Raw genomic sequence first — 19,919 nt, 5'->3', positions numbered from 1 at the left:
AAGATAGTAGTGAAACCCGCCCCTACACATAGACGCGCCATGGCACGTCTCTACATGATTCTATCTCCCTACCTTGATATCAACCTGTCACCACAAAATTAACTAGCTTTCCCGGTACAACAATCACCTTTTTCACCGTCTTACCTGTGATATAACGCTGGGCAACTTCTGATTCCTTGGCGTACTTTTCCAAGGCTGATTTATCGGAATCAGCGGGAACCTGAATTGTGCCACGGGTTTTACCCATGATTTGAATAACTAAGGTAATCTCATCGGCGACTAATGCATCTGGTTCAAAGGTACTCCAAGGTTGTAGGTGTACTGAATCTGTATGACCAATTCCATGCCATAACTCTTCCGCGATATGGGGGGCAAAGGGGGCTAATAATAGAATCAGTGTCTCGATTCCTTCGGCGTAAACGGGAGAGTCTTTGCACTTAGCATCACCGAGGGCGTTGCTGAGTTTCATTAACTCGGAAACCGCTGTATTAAATTGATACTCCCCATCTAAATCATCAGTGACTTCTTTAATCGCCGTGTGAATTGCCCGCCGCAAGTCTTTTTCCGGTTTACTTAACTCAGGGGGAGTGGTGGTTGAACGGTTGGTTCCGTTTGCGGCAAACTCCTCGACTAAACGCCAAACTCGGTTGAGGAAACGGAATTGTCCTTCCACATCTGCATCATCCCATTCCAGGTCTTTTTCTGGGGGGGCTTTAAACAGGATAAACATGCGGGCGGTATCCGCACCATATTTGTTAATGACTTCTTTAGGTGCGACACCGTTATATTTAGATTTGGACATGGTTTTGTAGGACACCTCCAGGGTTTCCCCGGTTTCTGGGTCTTTGGGTTCATTGGGGTTGACCTCAACCGAGGGAATCCATTTCCCGGTTCTGGGGTTCATATAGGTTAACCCCTGCACCATCCCCTGAGTCAACAGACGCTGGAACGGTTCATCAAAATTGAGTAAGCCGCGATCGCGCAAAACTTTGGTGAAGAAACGGGAGTACAATAGGTGCAATATCGCATGTTCGATGCCACCCACGTACTGGTCTACGGGCATCCAGTCATTAGTTTTACTCTTGTCAAAAACCTGCTGGTTATTATTCGCATCAGGATAACGCAGGAAATACCACGACGAATCAATAAACGTATCCATCGTATCCGTTTCCCGTTTCGCGGCTGTACCACAGGTGGGACAAGGTACATCGGTCCATCCCTCCACTTGGGCTAACGAGGCGACACGCCCGCCACTCATTTCTACATTCTCCGGTAATTCTACAGGCAAATCCTGCTCCGGAACCGGGACAATGCCACAATCGGGACAGTAAATTACCGGAATCGGTGCGCCCCAATAGCGTTGGCGGGAAATTAACCAATCCCGCAGGCGGTACTGTATCCGGGCTTTCCCCCATCCTTGGCGTTCGGCGTAGTTGACAATTTCTGCTTTGGCGGAAATAGATTCCATGCCATTGAACAGGTCAGAATTCACCACCACACCGGGTTCAGTATAAGCCTGTTTCGGTTCAGCTTTCGGGTCAGCCGCATCCGCTGCTACAATCACCGTCTTGATGGGTAAATTCTGTTCCCTGGCAAATTGGAAGTCTCGCGCATCATGGGCGGGAACCCCCATCACCGCCCCTGTGCCATATTCATAGAGGACGTAATCGGCAATCCAAATCGGGATTTGTTCCCCAGTAAAGGGATTAATCGCCTTACCCCCAGTGGGAATACCGCGTTTCGGTTTATCCTCAGCCGTGCGTTCCAATTCGCTTTCCTGAGTTACCTCTTTAATAAAGGCATCAACCGCAGCTTTGCGGTCAGGAGTCGTAACCTTTGGGGTTAAGGGATGTTCTGGGGCTAAAACCACATAAGTCACGCCATAAACCGTATCTGGGCGAGTGGTAAAGACACCAATTTTTTCATCCAAGTCGATTATGGGAAACTCTAAATAAGCGCCGATGGACTTGCCAATCCAGTTGGCTTGCATCAACTTCACCCGTTCGGGCCATCCCTCCAGCTTATCTAAATCGTTGAGTAATTGTTCGGCATAATCGGTAATTTTCAGGAACCACTGGCGTAAGAGTTTCCGTTCCACTTTCGCACCAGAACGCCAAGAACGTCCCTCACTATCCACCTGTTCATTTGCCAGTACGGTTTGGTCAATGGGGTCCCAGTTGACAGCGGCTTCTTTCTGATAGGCTAATCCGGCGTGAAGAAACTGCAAGAAAATCCACTGAGTCCACTGGTAATAATCTGGCGCACAGGTTGCCAATTCCCGGTTCCAGTCGTAGGACAATCCCAGACGCTTTAACTCAGACCGCATCTGAGCAATATTTTGGTACGTCCACTTGGCGGGATGAACACCCCGTTGAATCGCGGCATTTTCTGCGGGTAGCCCAAAGGCATCCCAACCCATAGGATGGAGAACTCGATAGCCCTGCATCCGGCTTTTGCGGGCAATGACATCGGTAATTGTATAGTTACGGACGTGACCCATGTGCAGGTTGCCCGATGGATAGGGGAACATCGACAGGGCATAGAATTTGGGCTTATCTGCCTTGTCCTGGGTTTGGTCTAGGTTTTGTTGTGACCAACTCGTTTGCCACTTTTCCTCTATCTCGACGGGGTTATAACGCGACTCCACAAAAGAATCTCCTACAGGGTTGAACTGATCCGTTCTAACAATTTTGGCACATCATCAGGGGAGATGAGGAGTTTGTATGTAGTAAGGGCTTTAGCCCCTTACAATCCTGGGTTGACTACTGGCGTGACGCGATAGTTCAGAAATCGACCAAAAGCGACGTGAAAATCCATCGTTTCCGATTCTTGTTTGGGTACTTAGATGCACAAAAGGGTTTTTTTGTCAAATCTGCCCCTGATGAGTTGATGAAAATTGGGTGTTGAAACATGTTTGTATTTTCTCAACTTTTCCCAAGTTAGGGAAAAAAATTGACGTTATTTTAGGGCTTTGATGGGTTTTGCCTTTAGAAATGAACAAAAATAAACCAAAATACAGGATTTAATTTTCTCATACTACAACCAAAACCAACGGTAAGTCAAGCTTTGCCAGGAATTTCCGACTTAAGCCCTCAGTCCGATTATCTTGAGCAATTTAAAACTCAACGGAGAAATCGAAAAGTTATAGTTATAGGATAGGTTCACCGGTGAGGATGCAACCGGACATGATACTATCCGAGTTGTATCGCCGGGATGATGTCTTTGAGTTAGGGTGAAACTTGCCAGGATTTTCGCGATCGCATCCCATTAATCAGACACCAATACCCCCACGCGATCGCAAAGAGAATACTGGCATGATTAATCAGCGTATTTTGGGCATTGACCATCCCCCCTTGCCCCCCTTCGTAAGGGGGGTTAATTGTCATAATAATTAGCTGATTTGCAGCACGATGCGACCATTCACTTCACCGTTTCTGAGACGTTCAAATATATGATTAATCTCCTCTAACGGTTGCTTCTCTAAAGTGGGCTTCACCTTGCCTTCTGCCGCAAATTGTAAGCATTCTTGCATATCTTTGCGCGTACCGACAATGGAACCGCGAATAGTAATCCGTTTTAATACCACCTCAAAGATAGGTGTAGGAAAATCTCCTGGGGGTAACCCAACTAAAGCACAAGTTCCACCTCGTCGTAGCGTTCCCAAGGCTTGACGAAAAGCAGCAGTAGAAACAGCGGTGACTAAAGCACCATGCGCCCCCCCAATTTTCTCTTGTACCACCGTGGCGGGGTCTTCTTTGGTCACATTCACCGTAAGTTCTGCCCCCAATTGCTTGGCTAACTCCAGCTTCTGATCACTGGTGTCTAAGGCGACAACATGGAGTGCCAAAGCTTTGGCATATTGGACAGCAATGTGACCTAAGCCACCAATACCAGAAATCACCACCCATTCTCCGGGTTTAGTATTAGTTTCTTTCAAACCCTTGTAGGTGGTTACCCCAGCGCAGAGAATGGGACTAGCATCAGCAAAATCAACGCCATCGGGGATAGGACTTACATAGTCAGCCGGCGCCACCATATACTCCGCATAACCTCCATTGACAGAGTACCCTGTGTTTTCTTGATCAGGACATAGGGTTTCCCAACCCGTGAAGCAATATTCGCAATGTCCACAGGCACTATGCAGCCAAGGAACCCCGACGCGATCGCCTTCTTTATATAACGTTACGCCAGAACCCACAGCGGCGATATAACCCGCCCCCTCATGTCCAGGGATAAAAGGCAGATTAGGCTTTATGGGCCAATCCCCATCAGCCGCATGTAAATCAGTATGGCAGACACCACAGGTAACGGTACGGATTAAGACTTGTCCGGCTTTGGGTTCTGGAATAGGAACCTCTTCAATCGATAGGGGTTCGCCAAATTTATGCACCACGGCGGCTTTCATCGTATTTGCCATAACCTTTATCCTTAATCGTTGGATTTTCTTGGCTTGATTCTATGTTCCCCTCCCCTGGGATTGCACCCTCGAAAGGAGGATATATATCCAATGTGCAGGGGGGGCTACAGGTGACTTATCAATATCAATTTATTTTACAAAATTGGGACGAAACATAATAAAACTGTGGACTCCTTTAACATCAACTTGTCCTTTGAGAGAATAGCCAAATTGTTTATATAATCCCACATTTTGCGGATTGGATGTTTCTAAATACACACCCGTGGCGATCTTATGTGCTTCTGAACGCCTGTGCAACGCATTCAGCAAAGCACCACCGTATCCTCTCCCCTGAAAATAGGGATGTACACCCAACAGAAGCAGGTAGTAATGAGGCTGGGGGGGATGGTATTGTTCAAAAACCCTCAAGCTTTGCCATAAGTGCCATGCCACAAAAGGACTGATCCCAAAACTCACCTTTAATAACCACCGAATCTGCGCCCAAAGCGGAACGTGAAGTTCGGGTTCCTGGAAAACAGCAACACCAATAATTTGCTCGTTTTTCTGAACAGTCAATACCTGTTGCTTGGCTGTAGATTGAAGTGCCAGCCCACTTTGAAATATAAAGCGCAGGCGGCGATGAAGTTCTTCTCCTGTGGCGTTGCAAATTTGGCTAAGACCCGACCCTTTCTCAAAGGCAAGGGCAAGGAGTTCAGCAATTTCATCAAGTTGGGAAGTTTCTAATTGATGAGTTTTAATGTTATCAATTTTGTCATTTAGCATTAATCGCATCGCCAAATCTTAATTGTTTTATCCGCACTGCCACTGACAATAATTTGCCCATCTAAACTGATTGCAATTGTATGTACAGCAGCCGTATGTCCTTTGAGGGTGCGGAGTTTCTGCCCTTTTCTAAGCTGCCACAGTTTAATCGTTTTGTCGGTGCTACCACTGACAAGAATCTGTCCATCAGGACTAAATGCCACCGCATTGACCATATCATGATGCCCTTTCAAAGTTCGCAGTATCCGCCCACTACTGAGTTGCCAGATTTTAATCGTTCCATCGGCACTCCCACTGGCAAGAATCTGCCCATCGGAACTAAATGCTACCCCATTTACAGCATCATGATGACCGATAAGCGTATGAAGTTCCCGCGCCTTTCCCACCTGCCATAACTTAATCGTTTTATCAGTGCTACAACTGGCGAGAATCTTGCCATTTGGACTAATAGCAACTCCATTGACTCCAGCATTATGACCCTTAAAGGTGCGTAATTCTCGTCCTTTCGGCAGAGACCAAAGTTTAATGGTTTTATCATCGCTACCACTGGCAAGTAGCTTACCATCTGGACTAATTGTTACCGACTTAACCCCAGCAAATAGACCCGAATGTCCGATTAATGTTTGCTTTTCATTCCCGGTACTGAGTTGCCAAATCTTAATCGTTTTATCATTTCCCCCACTCACCAATGTTTGCCCATCGGCACTAATTGCAATAGATTGAACATAGCCAAACCTACCGACATGTCCTTTGAGAGTGCGTTGTTCCTTTCCTGTTTGCACATCCCATAGTTTAATCGTTCCATCTGTGCTACCACTCACGATAGTTTGCCTGTCTGGACTAATCGCAACGGCGTAGACAAAGTAAGTATGACCTTTCAGGGTATGAACACAACGCCAGTTCTGTTGGAGTGGCTGCAAGACTACATTTTGCAACTTGCTAATGCAGAAAAGCACATCTTGATACTCTCGTAGATCTTGCTGTTGCCAATACAGACTAGCCGCTTGATTAAGATCCGCGATCGCTTGTCGGTGTTCGCCCAGTTGAGAATAAGCCAGTCCGCGATATTTATAGGCTTTAACTAAATCAAAATCCAGCCATATAGCTTTGCTAAAATAGTCAATCGCTTGCTGATATTGACAGCCCTTTGCCAGTTCCATCCCCCACTGGTAATAGGTTGTCGCATCCACATCTTGGTTAGCCTCTGGCTGAGGTAATACCGGAGTGTATGACTTCAGATTTTGGTAAGCGTCATTTATTTTTTTAAGTTCCTCTTGCCCTTGGGCTTGTCGTTGCGGATCATCAGGAAAGCGATCCGGATGCCAATATCTAGCTAATTCCCGATAGGCTTGTTTAATCTCTGCTAAAGACGCGCCCGGTTGCAGTCCCAAAATTACATAATACTGATTAAGCTGATCCATTAAACTTATGAATTATCTGAATTATAAATTATGAATTTCTTCCCCGTTTCCTAACGAATGAAAAATGATGATCTTATTGATACCGCCAAATCTTAATTGTGCCATCGCGACTCCCACTAATAATCATCTGCCCATCTTGACTCAACGCAATAGAATTCACATCCTTGGTATGTTCCGCTAGCGTCGCCGCCACCTTACCACCGTGCAAATCCCATAACTTAATTGTGGCATCAGCGCTACCACTGACGAGAATTCGTCCATTATGACTAAATCTTACACTTCGTACCCAATCCCCATGTCCTCTGAGGGTAGCGAGGAGTTTACCGTTCCCTAAATGCCATAATTTAATCGTCGTATCACTGCTACCACTGGCGAGTATTTTCCCCTGGGGGTCAATCGCCACCGAATTGACATCCCGTTCGTGACCTGTAAACCTGTTTACCAGTTCACTATTATCCAGACGCCATAACTTCACCGTATTATCACTACTCCCACTAGCCAGGAATTGCCCATCGGGGCTAAAGGTGACTGAATTAATCCCCCGTGAATCACTGAGGGTGTAGAGTAAATTGCCAGTATCAATCTGCCATACTTTAATAACTTGGCGATCGCTACCACTAGCCAAAAATTTCCCATCGGGACTAATCGCTAGACATATCGATACTCTCGCATCGGAATAATCCGCGATCGTGCAGCTTAAAGACGCTGATTGCCACTGCCATAATTCAATGGTGTCATCCACACTAGCACTAGCAAGAATTTTACCATCAGGACTAAACGCCACCGACAACACAGGTTTGGTATGTTTTGTCAGCGTATGCAACAATTCCCCTGTTTGAAGATTCCACAATTTAACCGTTTTATCGAAACTTCCACTCGCCAGACATTGTTGATCAGGACTAATCGCCACGGAACAAACCGAACTTGAATGACCGATGAGAGTATGAATACATTTCCAGGTATTTTTAGGAGGAATGAGTTGAGTAATAGCAGGTATCGCCAAGGTTTTTAGTGCGGCAAAATAGCGGGGAGATGTCGTCGTTGAATCATGGTTTAAATCTTGGAAAACATCTTGTGCCTTTTGATAACGTCGTCGGATGGCACGTTGCAACAATTTATCGAGAATTTGACTTAATTCAGGACTAATGGACGTGGTTAAATAATCTCGCCACACCCAATCCCCCTCATTCACACAATAGAGTTCTAGGGGATGGCGTCGAGTCAACAGATGAATACAAGTTACACCCAAACTATACAAATCACTAGCAAAAAACGCTTGACCCAACGCCTGTTCCGGTGCAGCATAGCCATAATTTGCTCTCGTTGGGTTTCGTTCCAAGAGCCCAACCTACAAATTTGACATGCACCCGATCGCTCTTGGTTTAACTCTGGGTGTTATCTTGTAACCAAGTGGTTAAATCGGTAAAATCAGTAAATGTCAGGACAGCATCGGCTAACGCTTCTAATTGCCCAGAGGATAATTGACGGAGGCGGGTTTGCATTTCCGGCGCGATCGCTCCGATACGACGTTCTAATAAACGCAAGATTAATCCAATTTCTCCTTCTTGTTTACCTTGCTGTCTCCCTTGTTCTAAACCTTGCTGTCTCCCTTGTTCTAAACCTTTCAAAATAGCGCCCTGTTGATCTTCCAGAAACATCTGCTGCTTTTCTAGCGTTTCCAACTCTTCCAGACTTAAGTTGGCTTGATTAGCAATTCTAAACGCTTTCTGAATAGCAGCAACTTCATCCATTGTTTCCGGCACACTGTCTAAGTTGCTCGTTTGTTTCATGAAATAAATCCATTTATCGGTTAATGTTTCCAATTCATTTAAATCTTTTTGAAAATTCGGCAATTCTACAAAAACCAATTCTAGAGGATGTTCCGGATATATGAATAAATCCTCCATGTCGGCAAAAGTAAATCGGGAAATGACTTTATTTCGATGGGGAAACATCTGAAAGTCTGTAATTGTCAAAGCAATGACAGGATTCAGTCTAGAGTATCCTTCCCCAGATTTAAGTTGAGTTGCAAAGGTTTTAGCGGCATTGAATACAACTCGTTTATCAAAGGCGACGACATTTAAGACTTGCATTTCAATGATCACGATTTTATTTCCAGTAATTTTCGCCTTAACATCCAGAAATGTATCTTTTAGACCAGGAATACTCGGCGGTAAATACGGATCAATAATTTCCAAGTCCTCGATGGTGGAATTGCCTTCGTATAGAAGCGCATTTAAAAAACTAATGAGGATGTCTTTACTATCCGTAGAGCCGAATATTTTTTTGAAGGCAAAGTCTGTTTTTGGGTTAATGAAAGTCATATATAGCACCTAATTTATTTCTTAAGATACAGATTACCATGGGGAGCAGCGAATAAAATAGTTTACCAATTATGGAGGTTGGCTATAGACTAAGAGGGGACGATAAAATATTGTATTATGTTCTCAAGTTATTAGCAGATAGAACGGCGATCGCGGCGCAAGGTTGACTGGACTGGAGTTCAGGCGCGATCGCACTCCTCAAGCCTACGCCATATCTTGATTGTCTTGTCGCTACTCCCACTAATCAATTGCTGTCCATCGGGACTGAAAACCACTGATGTCACTGCACCCGCATGTTCCGATAAAGTGCTAATTAACTCCCCATCCTCCAGATTCCATAGTTTCAGGGTTTGGTCACAACTTCCACTGATCAAGGTTTTTCCATCCCGACTAAAGGCAAGACAGCGAACCTCATCAGTATGTCCTTTTAAGGTATACCTTTCCTGTCCAGTTCTCATGTCCCATAATTTAATTGTACAGTCTGCACTTCCACTAGCCAGCCATTGTCCATCGGGGCTAAATATGACCGCATAAATCCCACCTTGATGTCCGTTGAGTGTGATCGTATCGTTGCGAACAGAGGAACGGACATCCCAGAGTTTAATCATGCCATCCCGACTCCCACTGGCAAGAATTTGCCCATCCCGACTAAAGGCTACGGTATGAACTTTTTCCCCATGTCCTTTAAAAATGCGTTTTTGGGCTAAAGTATTGGCATCCCAAAGCTTAACAGTACAGTCAGCACTCCCACTCGCCAAGGTTAAGCCATCGGGACTAAAGGCGACGGCGAGAAAATAGTAAAAATAGCCCTTTAAACTGCGTTTTTGCTCTCCGGTGCGAGTATCCCACAGCTTAATCGTATGATCTGCACTACCACTGGCTAAGGTTTGTTCGTGAGGATTAAAGGCGATGGATAAAACCGGGTGGGAATGTCCTTTGAGAATCAGGTGTTTTTGTCCCGTGTGAATATCCCACAATTGGATTGTATTGTTAATCGTGTTAGTGGCAATAATTTGCCCATCTGGATGAAGAGTCAGAGTGGTAATGGGCGCTAAATTTCCGGTGAGGGTGTTGACACATTGCCATCGGGAAATGTTGTCTGGTAAAAGCAGTTCGACTTCTACAGCAGACTGAATCCTGGGAGAATTGGAGTTAATCGGTTCTGGGATTGGGAATTGTGCGATCGCAGCGTGTAATTCGGTAATCTGGGATTTGAGGGAGTCTGAGTTTGTAACTTGTTGTTGGAGTTGTGCGATCGCAGCGTGTAATTCGGTAATCTGGGATTTGAGGGAGTCTGAGTTTGTAGCTTGTTGTTGGAGTTGTGCGATCGCGGTTTGTGTCTGTTGATGAGTATTCTGATAAAATCGCCCTCGATTAGCTAGATTCAATCCCAGAGTAATCGTAATCGGTGCGGCGGCGTAAACCGCCTGTTGAGTTGCGGCGGTGATAACCGTTCCCAAGGCTGAACCAGCGAGGAAAAGGTATTCAGTAATCTTTAGCCAGTGGCGGTTACTCATAGCGGGTGCAACGGGAATATGGGTTGCGGGATTAGGTAAAAGGGTAGCCTAATTTTCACCACATCTGGCGCAATCAAGGCGGGAATATTTTGTTTTTTGTGTAGGGGCGGGTTTGACTACTATCATTTTTGACCTCACCCAAATGCGACTAAACCCGCCCTAACCGTCGCGCGATCGCGTCATAGTTATAGAGTCCATTCTGGAGATTAGTACGAGTGGTGATTGACCAAGCCAGAACCGAACCGAGTTGCAACTCATACGCGAAAGCATACGCTAGAGAGGTTTTCCCAGAACCCGGACGTCCAGTAACAAGGAGGAGACGACGCAGATAAATGGCAGCATTTACTCAGTTGACGACCTAAAATAGTGGACGAGATTTTAAGGCTAAATTGGGCGCACCGACGTGCGCCCCTACCAGTAATGTTCAAAAACAAATGACCAATGCTTCTTAAAGTGCTTGCGCCCTTAACCACGCTACTGGTAAATAAAGCAACTTCCGCCCCTTAGACACATAAGCCCGTTGCGTAAACACATCATAATTATTACGCTCAATTACATCTAAAATCCCCTGATACAGCATCGTAGCCGCCCAGACGGGCCAACGCGCATCCCGACTCAGCGCCCCAATACCCTTTTCTGCGTAAGTATAAAACTTACGCGCCCGTTGAATTTGGAAGCGCATCAATTCCTGCCAGCGCTCGTCAACAACTCCCTTAAATAAATCATCTTCGGTATAATTAAATAGCGCCAATTCATCTAATGGCAGATAAATTCGACCCCTTTGTGCATCTTCGCCAACATCGCGCAGGATATTTGTCAACTGTTTAGCAATTCCTAACGCGATCGCTTCCTCTACTGGATTCGTCTCAAATTGACCATTCCAGGACGTTTGACTCCAAGCCAAGTCAAATCCTAGCACTGGACTCGTCATTAACCCCACCGTACCCGCCACACGATAGCAGTACAGCTGAAGTTCTTCAAAGGTTTCATAACGGCTGCGGAATAAGTCCATCCGTTGACCCGCGATCATATCCCGAAACGGTTGAATATCCATCGGGAATCGTTGCAACGTATCCACTAACGCCACATCCGCGTCCTCGATTGGCTGTCCCGCAAAAACCGATTCTAACTGCTGTTCCCAGCGTTCCAAGGTTTCCGGCGTCGTTAAACGGGCTTGGGGACCATCAACCAGTTCATCGGTTCGCCGACACCAGAAATAGATTGCCCATATCGCACGACGCTTTTCTTCTGGCATAAGTAAGGTAGCCAGATAAAACGTTTTGGCGTATTTGGCTGTAATCTGACGGCAGATTTCATAAGCCTCAGATTCAGAAACCAGCTTTCTCATGGGCGGAGATTTAGGCAATTGAAGCATTCGTTGCAGGCAATCGGTTGGGGGTTAAGGAGTCGATCCTGGATTGAGTCATAAAAGTCAAACGTCATGTTCCAGATGTGCCATGGCACGTCTGTACATAAATCCTCGGCTATTTAAGGACTGCTCGGTTTCATCCCTCGGATGAATCACGAGGGCTTTCACCTTCGCTTTTGTGTAAAGACAGATCGTGGAGTTAGGATGAGCAAGTTTCCTCTCAACCCGCCCCGACAACGAAATCTTGGGTATCCCCGTCCTCCACGAAGTAGGGCGGGGAGGGATAGCGGGTGGAGTGAGGGGTTCGATGCCCCGAACACTACCAATTTTTAAGCCACGCATAAACCATTAGATCTCCGAATTAACTCCATCTTTTTGGGTGAAAATAAACCAATTCGCTTCCACTGCCAGTCGTAGACAGCAAATACTTTCACTTTTGGTGAATAACCTCCCACGTAGCCCATATAACTGACTCCAGATTTCTCGGCTCTAACTAAGTCAGCAACACGAAAACCTTTAACTGTTCCGTGGATACCTTTTGGTTTTCTAATTCCTGCCTTACTGGTAATCTCAAAATGCAGTTGGCGACGGAAGAATCCGTATTCTTTTCCCCGCTTAATAGCACCAGGGCGGGTGATGATTTTGAAGGGAGAGGAAGTGACGTTGACGTTACCCTTCCAAACGTAGCCGTGAGAGTTAGAACCAGTAAAGCGAACATACTTGATAAAGTATCCGCACGCTAGCGCCACTCCATCGACGGCGTGGGTGTCTGGTTTAGCAACGGACTTGTTCTTCTTGTCCTTGTCTAGTCCGAGTTGAGTTCGGATTTGAGAGGTTCCATTCCCGTCCTCGTGCCAGCCATGCCGGACGTAGACGGGAGCCATCTTCTCCATCTGGGATATTGCCCAGTTTTGTCCAACCATGACGGGGGAGAATCCCTTGCCTGATTTGGCTTTCTTCCGTTTGGTTTGGTCTACATCGGCTTTAACGCGCTCGTAACCAATGGCAGTTATCGGAAATATCTTCGTCACTTCAGTGACTACCCTTAGCTCCAGTTGTCTCGAAGCTCTGATGGATGGAGGTAATTTACATTGCTTGCGGTTGTCGAACCGACACTGGCGATGATTGCGCTGTTTAAATGAAACCTTACGGGTAATCCTCCTACCCCGCCGAGAACGACGAAGGGTGGCTCTGGTTTTCATCCGTTCCTTGACACGACCGAAAGGGAGGATCAGATGTAATTGCAGTAGAGTACTACGGGCAGATTGAACGCCAACTCCGGAATAGGATTTACCGGGGTCTACCCCAACAGCAATCGGTTGCACTGCCTCTGCCGATGGTGCGGTGAGCTGAACGTAGTAGACACCGAGGTCTGACCATTTCCCGACAGCTTTGCCTTCTTTTACCCACCGTCTAGCCCTAGACGCTTTGGTAGGCATCAGTGGTTTTCCTTCTTTGCTAACTACTGGAACACGATTCATAGGAGATAATCCACTCGTGCAATGTTTACGTCCCTTAAGGCATTAGTAGGGGTGTGTCCTGGCATCACCCAGCGTAAGCGAGATTCCTAGACCTACATTTAAACCCGAACTAGGGAAGTGTTCGGAAGTGTTGCCCCTACTAACTCATGCCCTATTCATGACTTCCTGCCAGGTTCCCTCTGGCAATCCCCGTCCTCACGAAGTAGGGCAGGGTTCATGAACCTCTTTACTGTCCACCTGCTTAAACACCCTTTGACTTAACCCTCCTGACTCATGGCGTCTGACAATCACCTGCGATGTCAGCTTACCAGAAAGTACGGCACCCTCCATACTGGCAAGGTAACGTTGCATGGTGTAATCGCCAGTCAGATAAAAATTGGCGATGGGCGTTTCTTGGGAAGGGCGATGGGCTTGTCGTCCCGGAATGGCTTTGTAAACTGAACGTGGGGTTTTGACGATGTGATACTTGAGCAACTGGGCAGGGGTATCACTATCAAAATGTTTGGGGAAGAGTTTCTTAAGTTCTGCCAACGTCGCCTCAACAATATCCTGATCGGATTTACCAATCCAATCTTTAGCCGGGGCGAGGACTAATTCCAGCATAGAACGGTCAGGGTTGGCATATTCCCGACAGGTATTGCTCATGTCAGCATAAACTGACAAAAGCGGCGATCGCGAAAACAGGAGATGGTCAATATCTGTTAATTTCCGGTCAAACCACAGATGTAGGTTAATCACCGGAACCCCTTCTAACCCCTCTAGCTTATTGAAAAATTCCATCTTTCGCCAGGATTGAGGCATGATTAACTTTAAGGGATCTACAGGCATTGCCGAGACATAAGCATCCGCCGTCAGCACTTCGTCCCCATTTTCACCCCGAATCAAAAATCCCTGTACCGTCTGATCCGGATTGAGTAAAAATTCCTTCACCGGAGCATTTAATCGCACTTCCCCACCCCTTGCCGTAATATAGTCTACCAAGGGTTTACAGAGGCGCTCCGTTGGGGCACCATCCAGGAATGCCATTTTTGACCCATTCTTTTCCTGGAGAAAGCGATTCAGCGCGGTCAACACCACGGTTGCCGAAATTTCATCAGGGTTGATAAAATTAAGGGCTTTCGCCATGGCGATAAAGACTTCCTTTTCTACCCGTGGCGGTACGTTTTGGCGCCCTAACCACTCGGAGAAGGAATACTTGTCCATCTGTTCAACATACTTCTGACCATTGATAATGGCTGGAATCAAACCCAAGCCAAACCGGATCTTCTCCGACCAGGTCAGCATATCGTTATTCCGTAGAATCGCAATAATTCCGTTAATCGGCGCTGGTAAATCCGGGAAATCAAACCGAGAGTAGGTGCCCGGTTTCTCTGGCTGATTGAAAATCATGGTATGGTCTTTCCACTGTAGCCGATCCTCAATATCTAGCTCCTTAAACAGCCGTAGCATATTGGGATAGGCACCGAAGAAGATATGTAATCCGGTTTCGTACCAGTCCCCATCTTCGTCTTGCCAAGCGGCAACTTTTCCGCCGAGAACGTCCCGACGTTCTAGAACAATAGGGGTGTGACCTGCATCCGTGAGATATTTGGCACAGGAAAGTCCAGCTAAACCCGCTCCAGCGATCGCAACTCGCATCTGATAGTAATACTCTTTAGTTAGGTGCTTGTCGGTGTAATCTGGATTTCATTATACTTTGCAATCCGTTACATTTGGTAAAAACTGTTGCCGACTTCATAGAATTAGCTCCAGGGGCTGTGGGGGCTGTGGGGCTAAAGGGGCTGTGGGGCTGTGGGGCTAAAGGGGCTGTGGAGAAAAATCTGCTATCTTTAGACCGCAACCTCTGGGGATGGGGAAACCCAACCCTAGGCTCAAGGAAACCTGGCGCGTGAATTTTGAGTTAACTTCCTACCCCATCTCCCCCATCTCCCCCACCCCTGTTCCCCGTGTCATCAATGATGAACAAACCGACTCAGCTAATCTACCCTACCGTCGATCTATTCTTGTATGATCTGCGCGATAGTTTCGGTCACTCTCTACCCGAACTAAATCAACACCGCCAACAGTTTTGGCAAAAAATCGATCCCAGCTTAGACAATGACCAACTCAGCAAATTAGCCGCCCTAGAAAATCCCGAAGCTGATTATGTTCAACTCTTGGTTAAGGCATTTGAATCTCCCTTAGATGGATACTATCGGGTGCTACAACTTGGGGATATTTACGCCCTGCAAGTCAATTGTTCGGGAGACTATAAAGATGCTGAAACCAAACAACCTAATGATGCAACCCAATGCATTGAAACCTTAAGCAAACTCAAGAAAATTATTGCTTCTCACATTAATCATCAGTTTAATACGTGGGAACTGCTCCCCACTAAGCAAGGCACAATTGGTCAAACTTGGCTAGTGTCTGTACAAATTGCTGATAGTAATCAAGATCCCAAACAATTGGCTAAAGACTGTTATGAACAGCTCACCCCCAATCCTAAATGGATTCCTGAATTTAGAGAACAAGGACGATTGTTGGGAGCAAGGGTATTTGAATATTGGCATTCTCCCGATAATTGGCAGCAAGACTGGACGTCTTTTAGTCAAGAAAACTATCATTTGATAATCTGTATGTTTCCGGCTGGGAAAAAAGTTACAGAAATTCGGCAAAATATGTATGATATTCACTTAGATTTAATCCGCTTATTTAGCTATCGCCATAAAATTATTTGGGCATACTGGCAAAGTCGCTGCCGTACCCAAGAGTTAAAACTTCAGTCTTATGAAATTAGAAGTTTAGTTGCCAGTGTCCGTACCTTGCCAAATCCGATTCCTGCCCAAGGCTTGAATTTAAAAGAACTTCAATCAACCTTAATCCAGACTTTACCCACATTATCGGATTATGCCATGAATTTAAATGACCTAGAGTATTATATGACAACGATTCAGAGAAATTTAGAAAATTATCAAAAGCGGATTCAAAAGCTAGAACGAGAAACAAGCAGCTATTTGAAATTTTTGAACCACTTTAGTGAAGTGGCAAATGAAAAATATCTGCAACAAGTTGCCACGGATGGCGCGACATTTCGTCCAGGATTGCCATTGATGGAAAATTTGATTCGGACGATTGGTAGCGTAAGTGGTATTGAACAAACAAAGAGTAATCGCATGTTAAATACGACAGTCGCTTTAATTGGTATCGGATTGATTGTCAGCAGTATTGCTGCGACGGTTTTGGTCGAACAACTGCCCCCCGCCAAAGATACACCCTTCTTTTTCACGACTGTATTTTGGGGAAGTATTAGCACAGGGGTGATAGCTGTGGTGATTGCTTTTATCCTTCTGTTTCGCGATCGCCGTTAAATAGTTTTTAACGAATGACAAATGACAAATGACAAATGCATATTTAGCTAATCAGTGGTTGCAGCAGGGAATTGAATACTTTAAGATTGGGCGCTACGGGGAATCGATCGCGAGTTTTGATCAGGCTGCCCAATTACACCCCGATATGCCGGAGGTGTGGTTCCATTGGGGAAATACTTTGTTTCATTTGGGATGGTTTGACGCGGCGTTGACGCACTATGAGAAGGCGATTACGTTGAAACCAGATTACTCAGAAGCCTGGTTTAATAAAGGAAATATCCTGTTTAAATTAGGACGCCTAGAGGACGCTTTAGTGAGCTATAACCAAGCGACGCAATTTAATCCTGATTTGGCAGTAGCTTGGGGAAATCGGGCAAGTACGCTGTATAACTTGGGACAGTATGAGGAGGCTTTAGCTAGTTGCAAACAAGCAACTAGCTGTCAACCGGATTACGTGCAAGCCTGGTATATGCAAGGGTTGGTGTTGATGAATGGGGGACGGAAAGAGGAGGCTTTGGCTAGCTTTAACCAAGCCATAAGTTTAAATCCTCATTATCTGGACGCTTGGAAAAATAAAGGTTGGGTACTGTTTAATTTAAACCGTTATACTGAGGCGTTAGACAGTTGGCAACAAGCGGTTTCGCTACAGCCCAATGATTACGAGGTGTGGTTTCAGCAAGGGAATACGTTGTATCGACTAGAACGTTTAGAAGACGCTTTAGCGAGTTATGAGAAAGCGGTTACATTAAAACCAAATGCCCCAGAAGCATGGAACAATCTGGGATTGGTTCTGTTTCATTTAACTCGCTATGCCGAAGCCTTGACAAGCTGCGAAAAGGCAACTAAATTACAACCCAATTACCCAGAAGCTTGGTTTCATCGCGGTAATGCCCTATTTAGCTTAGGACGTTTAGAGGATGCGATCGCGTCTTATGATCAAACTTTGCAGCTTAAACCCGATGATTACGCCGCCTGGGGCAATCGGGGCAGTGCATTATATAATTTGGGACGGTATCGGGAAGCGGTTTCGAGTTGCCAGAATGCTACCTATTTCAATCCTGATTATGCTGAGGCGTGGTACATGCAGGGAATGGCGCTGATGCAGGGAGAACAACCCAACGCCGCGATCGCCTGTTTGGATAAAGCGACAACCCTAAAACCCGACTATGCCCAAGCCTGGTTTTATCGGGGTTCTATGTTATTTCAACTAGGGCATTTAGCAGACGCGATCGCTAATTGTCAGCAAGCGACGACAATTCAACCCGACTATGTAGATGCTTGGTATATTCAAGGTACTGCCTTAATGCAGTTAGAACGTCCCCAAGAGGCGATCGCCTGTTTGGATCGCGTGGTTGAATCCTACCCTGATCGCCCGGAGGCTTGGAAACATCGGGGAACGGTTTTGTGTCAGTTGGAACGCTTAGAGGAAGCGATTAACAGTTTTGATCGGGCAATTACCCTCAAACCGGACTATTTCCAGGCGTGGTATAATAAAGGGTTAATCCTAATGCATTTAGACCGCCCAGAAGCTGCCATTACCACCTTTGATAACGCCCTAGAACTCCAACCGAAACTTTACCCCGCCTGGGTAAATCGAGGCAATCTATTATTAAATGAAGGGCGCTGGGAAGCTGCGATCGCGAGTTATGATCAAGCCTTAGCCATTCAACCAAATTTTGCTGAAGCCTGGGCGAATCGAGGGATTGCCCTAGAAAGCGTCGGACGCTACCAAGACGCCTTAGAGAGTTATGATAAAGCCTTAGCTCTACAATCTGATCATCCCCAAACCTGGAATCATCACGGAGTTACCCTAATCCAGTTAGGACGTCATCAGGAAGCTTTAATCAGTTTCAGCCACGCCTTAGATCATCAGCCAGATAACCCAGAAACCTGGAATAATCGCGGCTTAGCCTTAGATAATTTAATGCGGTATGAAGAAGCAATGGTTTGTTTTGAACAAGCAATTGAATTAAAATCTGATTATGCCCAAGCCTGGAACAATCGCGGGTTAGCGTTAAGGAATTTAGGACGAGAAGACGAAGCCATTCTTTCCTTTGATCAGGCATTAGAATTAAAACCAGACTATCCAGAAGCGTGGAATAATCGCGGGTTAGCCTTACGGAATTTAGGCAGAGAAGACGAAGCCATCGCGAGTTTTGAACAAGCAAATAAGTAGGTGGGGACAATTACAGTTAACGGTGAGTAACTCGCTCCCTTGAGAATCTAGCTGCGTTTATGTAAGGGTTTGAGAGCTATTTACAAAACTTAATATAGGTAAACTTATGGCTACCGACCTACTTGTGAAGGATTAGATAAGTTTTTAGTGTATAATCAATAGTTAAAACCTCATGTTTTGAGCAAAACGATGAGATTTATAAATCCCAAAACTGATTACGCCTTCAAGAAAATATTTGGTTCCGCTGAAAGCAAAGACATTTTAATTAGTTTTCTCAATGCCTTGATTTATAACGGCAACTCTACCATTGAAGATTTAGAAATCATCAATCCCAACTTACCACCGAAAGTTGAGGGATTAAAAGATACTTACCTTGATGTCAAAGCTAAACTGAAAAACGGCACACTGGTGATCATTGAAATGCAAGTGCTGAATGTGCAATCCTTTGGGAAGAGAGTCTTGTTCAACGCCGCCAAAACCTATGCCTTTCAACTGCAAAAAGGAGAAGGCTACCGAATGCTTAAACCAGTCATTGCTCTAACCCTGACTGATTTTGAGATGTTCCCTGGTCGCCATCAGTTTACCTCCCGCTTCGTTTATCGAGAAGTATCCGATGGCTATGTTTATCCCGAAAACGACATTGAACTGATTTTTGTTGAATTACCCAAATTTACCAAAGAAATTGAAGAACTAGAAACGATTACTGATAAATGGATTTACTTTATCAAATCAGCGCGATCGCTCGATGAAGTTCCCACAAATATGGACAATATTCCGGAACTCCACCGCGCCTTTGAAATTGCCAATCAAGCCAACCTAACCCTCGAAGAACTAGAAGATTTGGAGCGTCGAGAAATGTTTATTTATGATCAGCAAGGAGCGGTTGCTCTAGGTCGTGAAGAAGGTCGTGAAGAAGGTCGTCAAGAAGGTAAAAAAGAAGGTCGTCAAGAAGGTCGTCAAGAAGGTAAAAAAGAAGAACAACGGGCTATTGCTAAAAAGCTACTTACCCTACTGGATGACGAAGCGATCGCGCTAACAACGGGATTAAGTATGGAAGCCGTTCGAGAACTGCGCGAGAAAGAGTCTGAGAATTTGTAGAACT

The 19,919-nt window shown here is 45.6% G+C and carries 14 protein-coding genes and 1 pseudogene; 3 read left to right on the top strand and 12 right to left on the bottom strand.

The window, feature by feature from the left end; genetic code table 11:
• Positions 1 to 79 precede the first annotated feature (79 nt).
• From leuS to pds, 12 genes and pseudogenes are all read right to left on the bottom strand, one after another.
• Complete coding sequence (gene leuS, locus RIM23_RS30070) at positions 80 to 2,647, bottom strand: leucine--tRNA ligase (protein WP_446372083.1); 2,568 nt, start codon at positions 2,645 to 2,647, stop codon at positions 80 to 82.
• Positions 2,648 to 3,227: 580 nt separating this feature from the next.
• On the bottom strand, positions 3,228 to 3,386 hold the full coding sequence (locus RIM23_RS30065; protein WP_446372081.1) for a hypothetical protein: 159 nt from the start codon (positions 3,384 to 3,386) through the stop codon (positions 3,228 to 3,230).
• 5 nt (positions 3,387 to 3,391) lie between these two features.
• A complete protein-coding gene (adhP, locus tag RIM23_RS30060) occupies positions 3,392 to 4,417 on the bottom strand; it encodes an alcohol dehydrogenase AdhP (protein WP_446372079.1) in 1,026 nt (341 codons plus the stop codon).
• Between the two features lie 129 nt (positions 4,418 to 4,546).
• Positions 4,547 to 5,179, bottom strand: coding sequence for a GNAT family N-acetyltransferase (locus RIM23_RS30055; RefSeq protein WP_446372077.1), 633 nt, complete (start codon positions 5,177 to 5,179; stop codon positions 4,547 to 4,549).
• On the bottom strand, positions 5,179 to 6,600 hold the full coding sequence (locus tag RIM23_RS30050) for a WD40 domain-containing protein (protein ID WP_446372075.1): 1,422 nt from the start codon (positions 6,598 to 6,600) through the stop codon (positions 5,179 to 5,181). The genes RIM23_RS30055 and RIM23_RS30050 overlap by 1 nt, the downstream gene beginning before the upstream one ends.
• A gap of 73 nt (positions 6,601 to 6,673) precedes the next feature.
• Positions 6,674 to 7,939, bottom strand: a complete 1,266-nt coding sequence (locus RIM23_RS30045) for a WD40 domain-containing protein (RefSeq protein WP_446372073.1) — start codon at positions 7,937 to 7,939, stop codon at positions 6,674 to 6,676.
• A 43-nt stretch (positions 7,940 to 7,982) separates the two neighbouring features.
• Complete coding sequence (locus RIM23_RS30040; protein ID WP_446372071.1) at positions 7,983 to 8,924, bottom strand: Rpn family recombination-promoting nuclease/putative transposase; 942 nt, start codon at positions 8,922 to 8,924, stop codon at positions 7,983 to 7,985.
• Positions 8,925 to 9,103: 179 nt separating this feature from the next.
• On the bottom strand, positions 9,104 to 10,441 hold the full coding sequence (locus RIM23_RS30035) for a WD40 domain-containing protein (protein WP_446372069.1): 1,338 nt from the start codon (positions 10,439 to 10,441) through the stop codon (positions 9,104 to 9,106).
• Positions 10,442 to 10,607: 166 nt separating this feature from the next.
• Positions 10,608 to 10,787: pseudogene (locus tag RIM23_RS30030) on the bottom strand (AAA family ATPase); the annotation flags it as partial.
• 102 nt (positions 10,788 to 10,889) lie between these two features.
• Positions 10,890 to 11,816, bottom strand: a complete 927-nt coding sequence (crtB, locus tag RIM23_RS30025; RefSeq protein ID WP_446372067.1) for a 15-cis-phytoene synthase CrtB — start codon at positions 11,814 to 11,816, stop codon at positions 10,890 to 10,892.
• A 323-nt stretch (positions 11,817 to 12,139) separates the two neighbouring features.
• Positions 12,140 to 13,291, bottom strand: a complete 1,152-nt coding sequence (locus RIM23_RS30020) for an RRXRR domain-containing protein (protein ID WP_446338525.1) — start codon at positions 13,289 to 13,291, stop codon at positions 12,140 to 12,142.
• A 195-nt stretch (positions 13,292 to 13,486) separates the two neighbouring features.
• Positions 13,487 to 14,929, bottom strand: a complete 1,443-nt coding sequence (pds, locus tag RIM23_RS30015; protein WP_446372065.1) for a 15-cis-phytoene desaturase — start codon at positions 14,927 to 14,929, stop codon at positions 13,487 to 13,489.
• 317 nt (positions 14,930 to 15,246) lie between these two features.
• Here pds and RIM23_RS30010 point away from each other — a divergent pair, with 317 nt between their 5' ends.
• The 3 genes from RIM23_RS30010 to RIM23_RS30000 all read left to right on the top strand — a co-directional run bounded on the left by RIM23_RS30010 (position 15,247) and on the right by RIM23_RS30000 (position 19,915).
• Positions 15,247 to 16,641: a hypothetical protein gene (locus tag RIM23_RS30010; RefSeq protein WP_446372064.1), complete on the top strand. Its 1,395-nt coding sequence runs from the start codon at positions 15,247 to 15,249 to the stop codon at positions 16,639 to 16,641.
• Positions 16,642 to 16,669: 28 nt separating this feature from the next.
• Positions 16,670 to 18,817, top strand: a complete 2,148-nt coding sequence (locus tag RIM23_RS30005) for a tetratricopeptide repeat protein (protein WP_446372062.1) — start codon at positions 16,670 to 16,672, stop codon at positions 18,815 to 18,817.
• Between the two features lie 189 nt (positions 18,818 to 19,006).
• Positions 19,007 to 19,915: an Rpn family recombination-promoting nuclease/putative transposase gene (locus tag RIM23_RS30000; protein WP_446372060.1), complete on the top strand. Its 909-nt coding sequence runs from the start codon at positions 19,007 to 19,009 to the stop codon at positions 19,913 to 19,915.
• The last annotated feature ends 4 nt before the right edge of the window (positions 19,916 to 19,919 follow it).

The sequence above is a fragment of the Coleofasciculus sp. G3-WIS-01 genome (genome assembly GCF_040223135.1).
Taxonomy (GTDB): Bacteria; Cyanobacteriota; Cyanobacteriia; order Cyanobacteriales; family Coleofasciculaceae; genus Coleofasciculus.
The sequence above is the reverse complement of the archived record's forward strand: the minus strand, read 5'-3'. Positions and strand labels throughout refer to the sequence as shown.

Excerpts from the sequence above, each read along its gene's own strand:
- RIM23_RS30020 (WP_446338525.1), bottom strand. The coding sequence starts at position 13,291 with ATGAATCGTGTTCCAGTAGTTAGCAAAGAAGGAAAACCACTGATGCCT.
- RIM23_RS30065 (WP_446372081.1), bottom strand. The coding sequence starts at position 3,386 with ATGACAATTAACCCCCCTTACGAAGGGGGGCAAGGGGGGATGGTCAAT.
- RIM23_RS30055 (WP_446372077.1), bottom strand. The coding sequence starts at position 5,179 with ATGCTAAATGACAAAATTGATAACATTAAAACTCATCAATTAGAAACT.
- adhP (WP_446372079.1), bottom strand. The coding sequence starts at position 4,417 with ATGGCAAATACGATGAAAGCCGCCGTGGTGCATAAATTTGGCGAACCC.
- RIM23_RS30010 (WP_446372064.1), top strand. The coding sequence starts at position 15,247 with ATGATGAACAAACCGACTCAGCTAATCTACCCTACCGTCGATCTATTC.
- pds (WP_446372065.1), bottom strand. The coding sequence starts at position 14,929 with ATGCGAGTTGCGATCGCTGGAGCGGGTTTAGCTGGACTTTCCTGTGCC.
- RIM23_RS30040 (WP_446372071.1), bottom strand. The coding sequence starts at position 8,924 with ATGACTTTCATTAACCCAAAAACAGACTTTGCCTTCAAAAAAATATTC.
- RIM23_RS30035 (WP_446372069.1), bottom strand. The coding sequence starts at position 10,441 with ATGAGTAACCGCCACTGGCTAAAGATTACTGAATACCTTTTCCTCGCT.
- RIM23_RS30050 (WP_446372075.1), bottom strand. The coding sequence starts at position 6,600 with ATGGATCAGCTTAATCAGTATTATGTAATTTTGGGACTGCAACCGGGC.
- RIM23_RS30000 (WP_446372060.1), top strand. The coding sequence starts at position 19,007 with ATGAGATTTATAAATCCCAAAACTGATTACGCCTTCAAGAAAATATTT.
- RIM23_RS30005 (WP_446372062.1), top strand. The coding sequence starts at position 16,670 with ATGACAAATGCATATTTAGCTAATCAGTGGTTGCAGCAGGGAATTGAA.
- crtB (WP_446372067.1), bottom strand. The coding sequence starts at position 11,816 with ATGCTTCAATTGCCTAAATCTCCGCCCATGAGAAAGCTGGTTTCTGAA.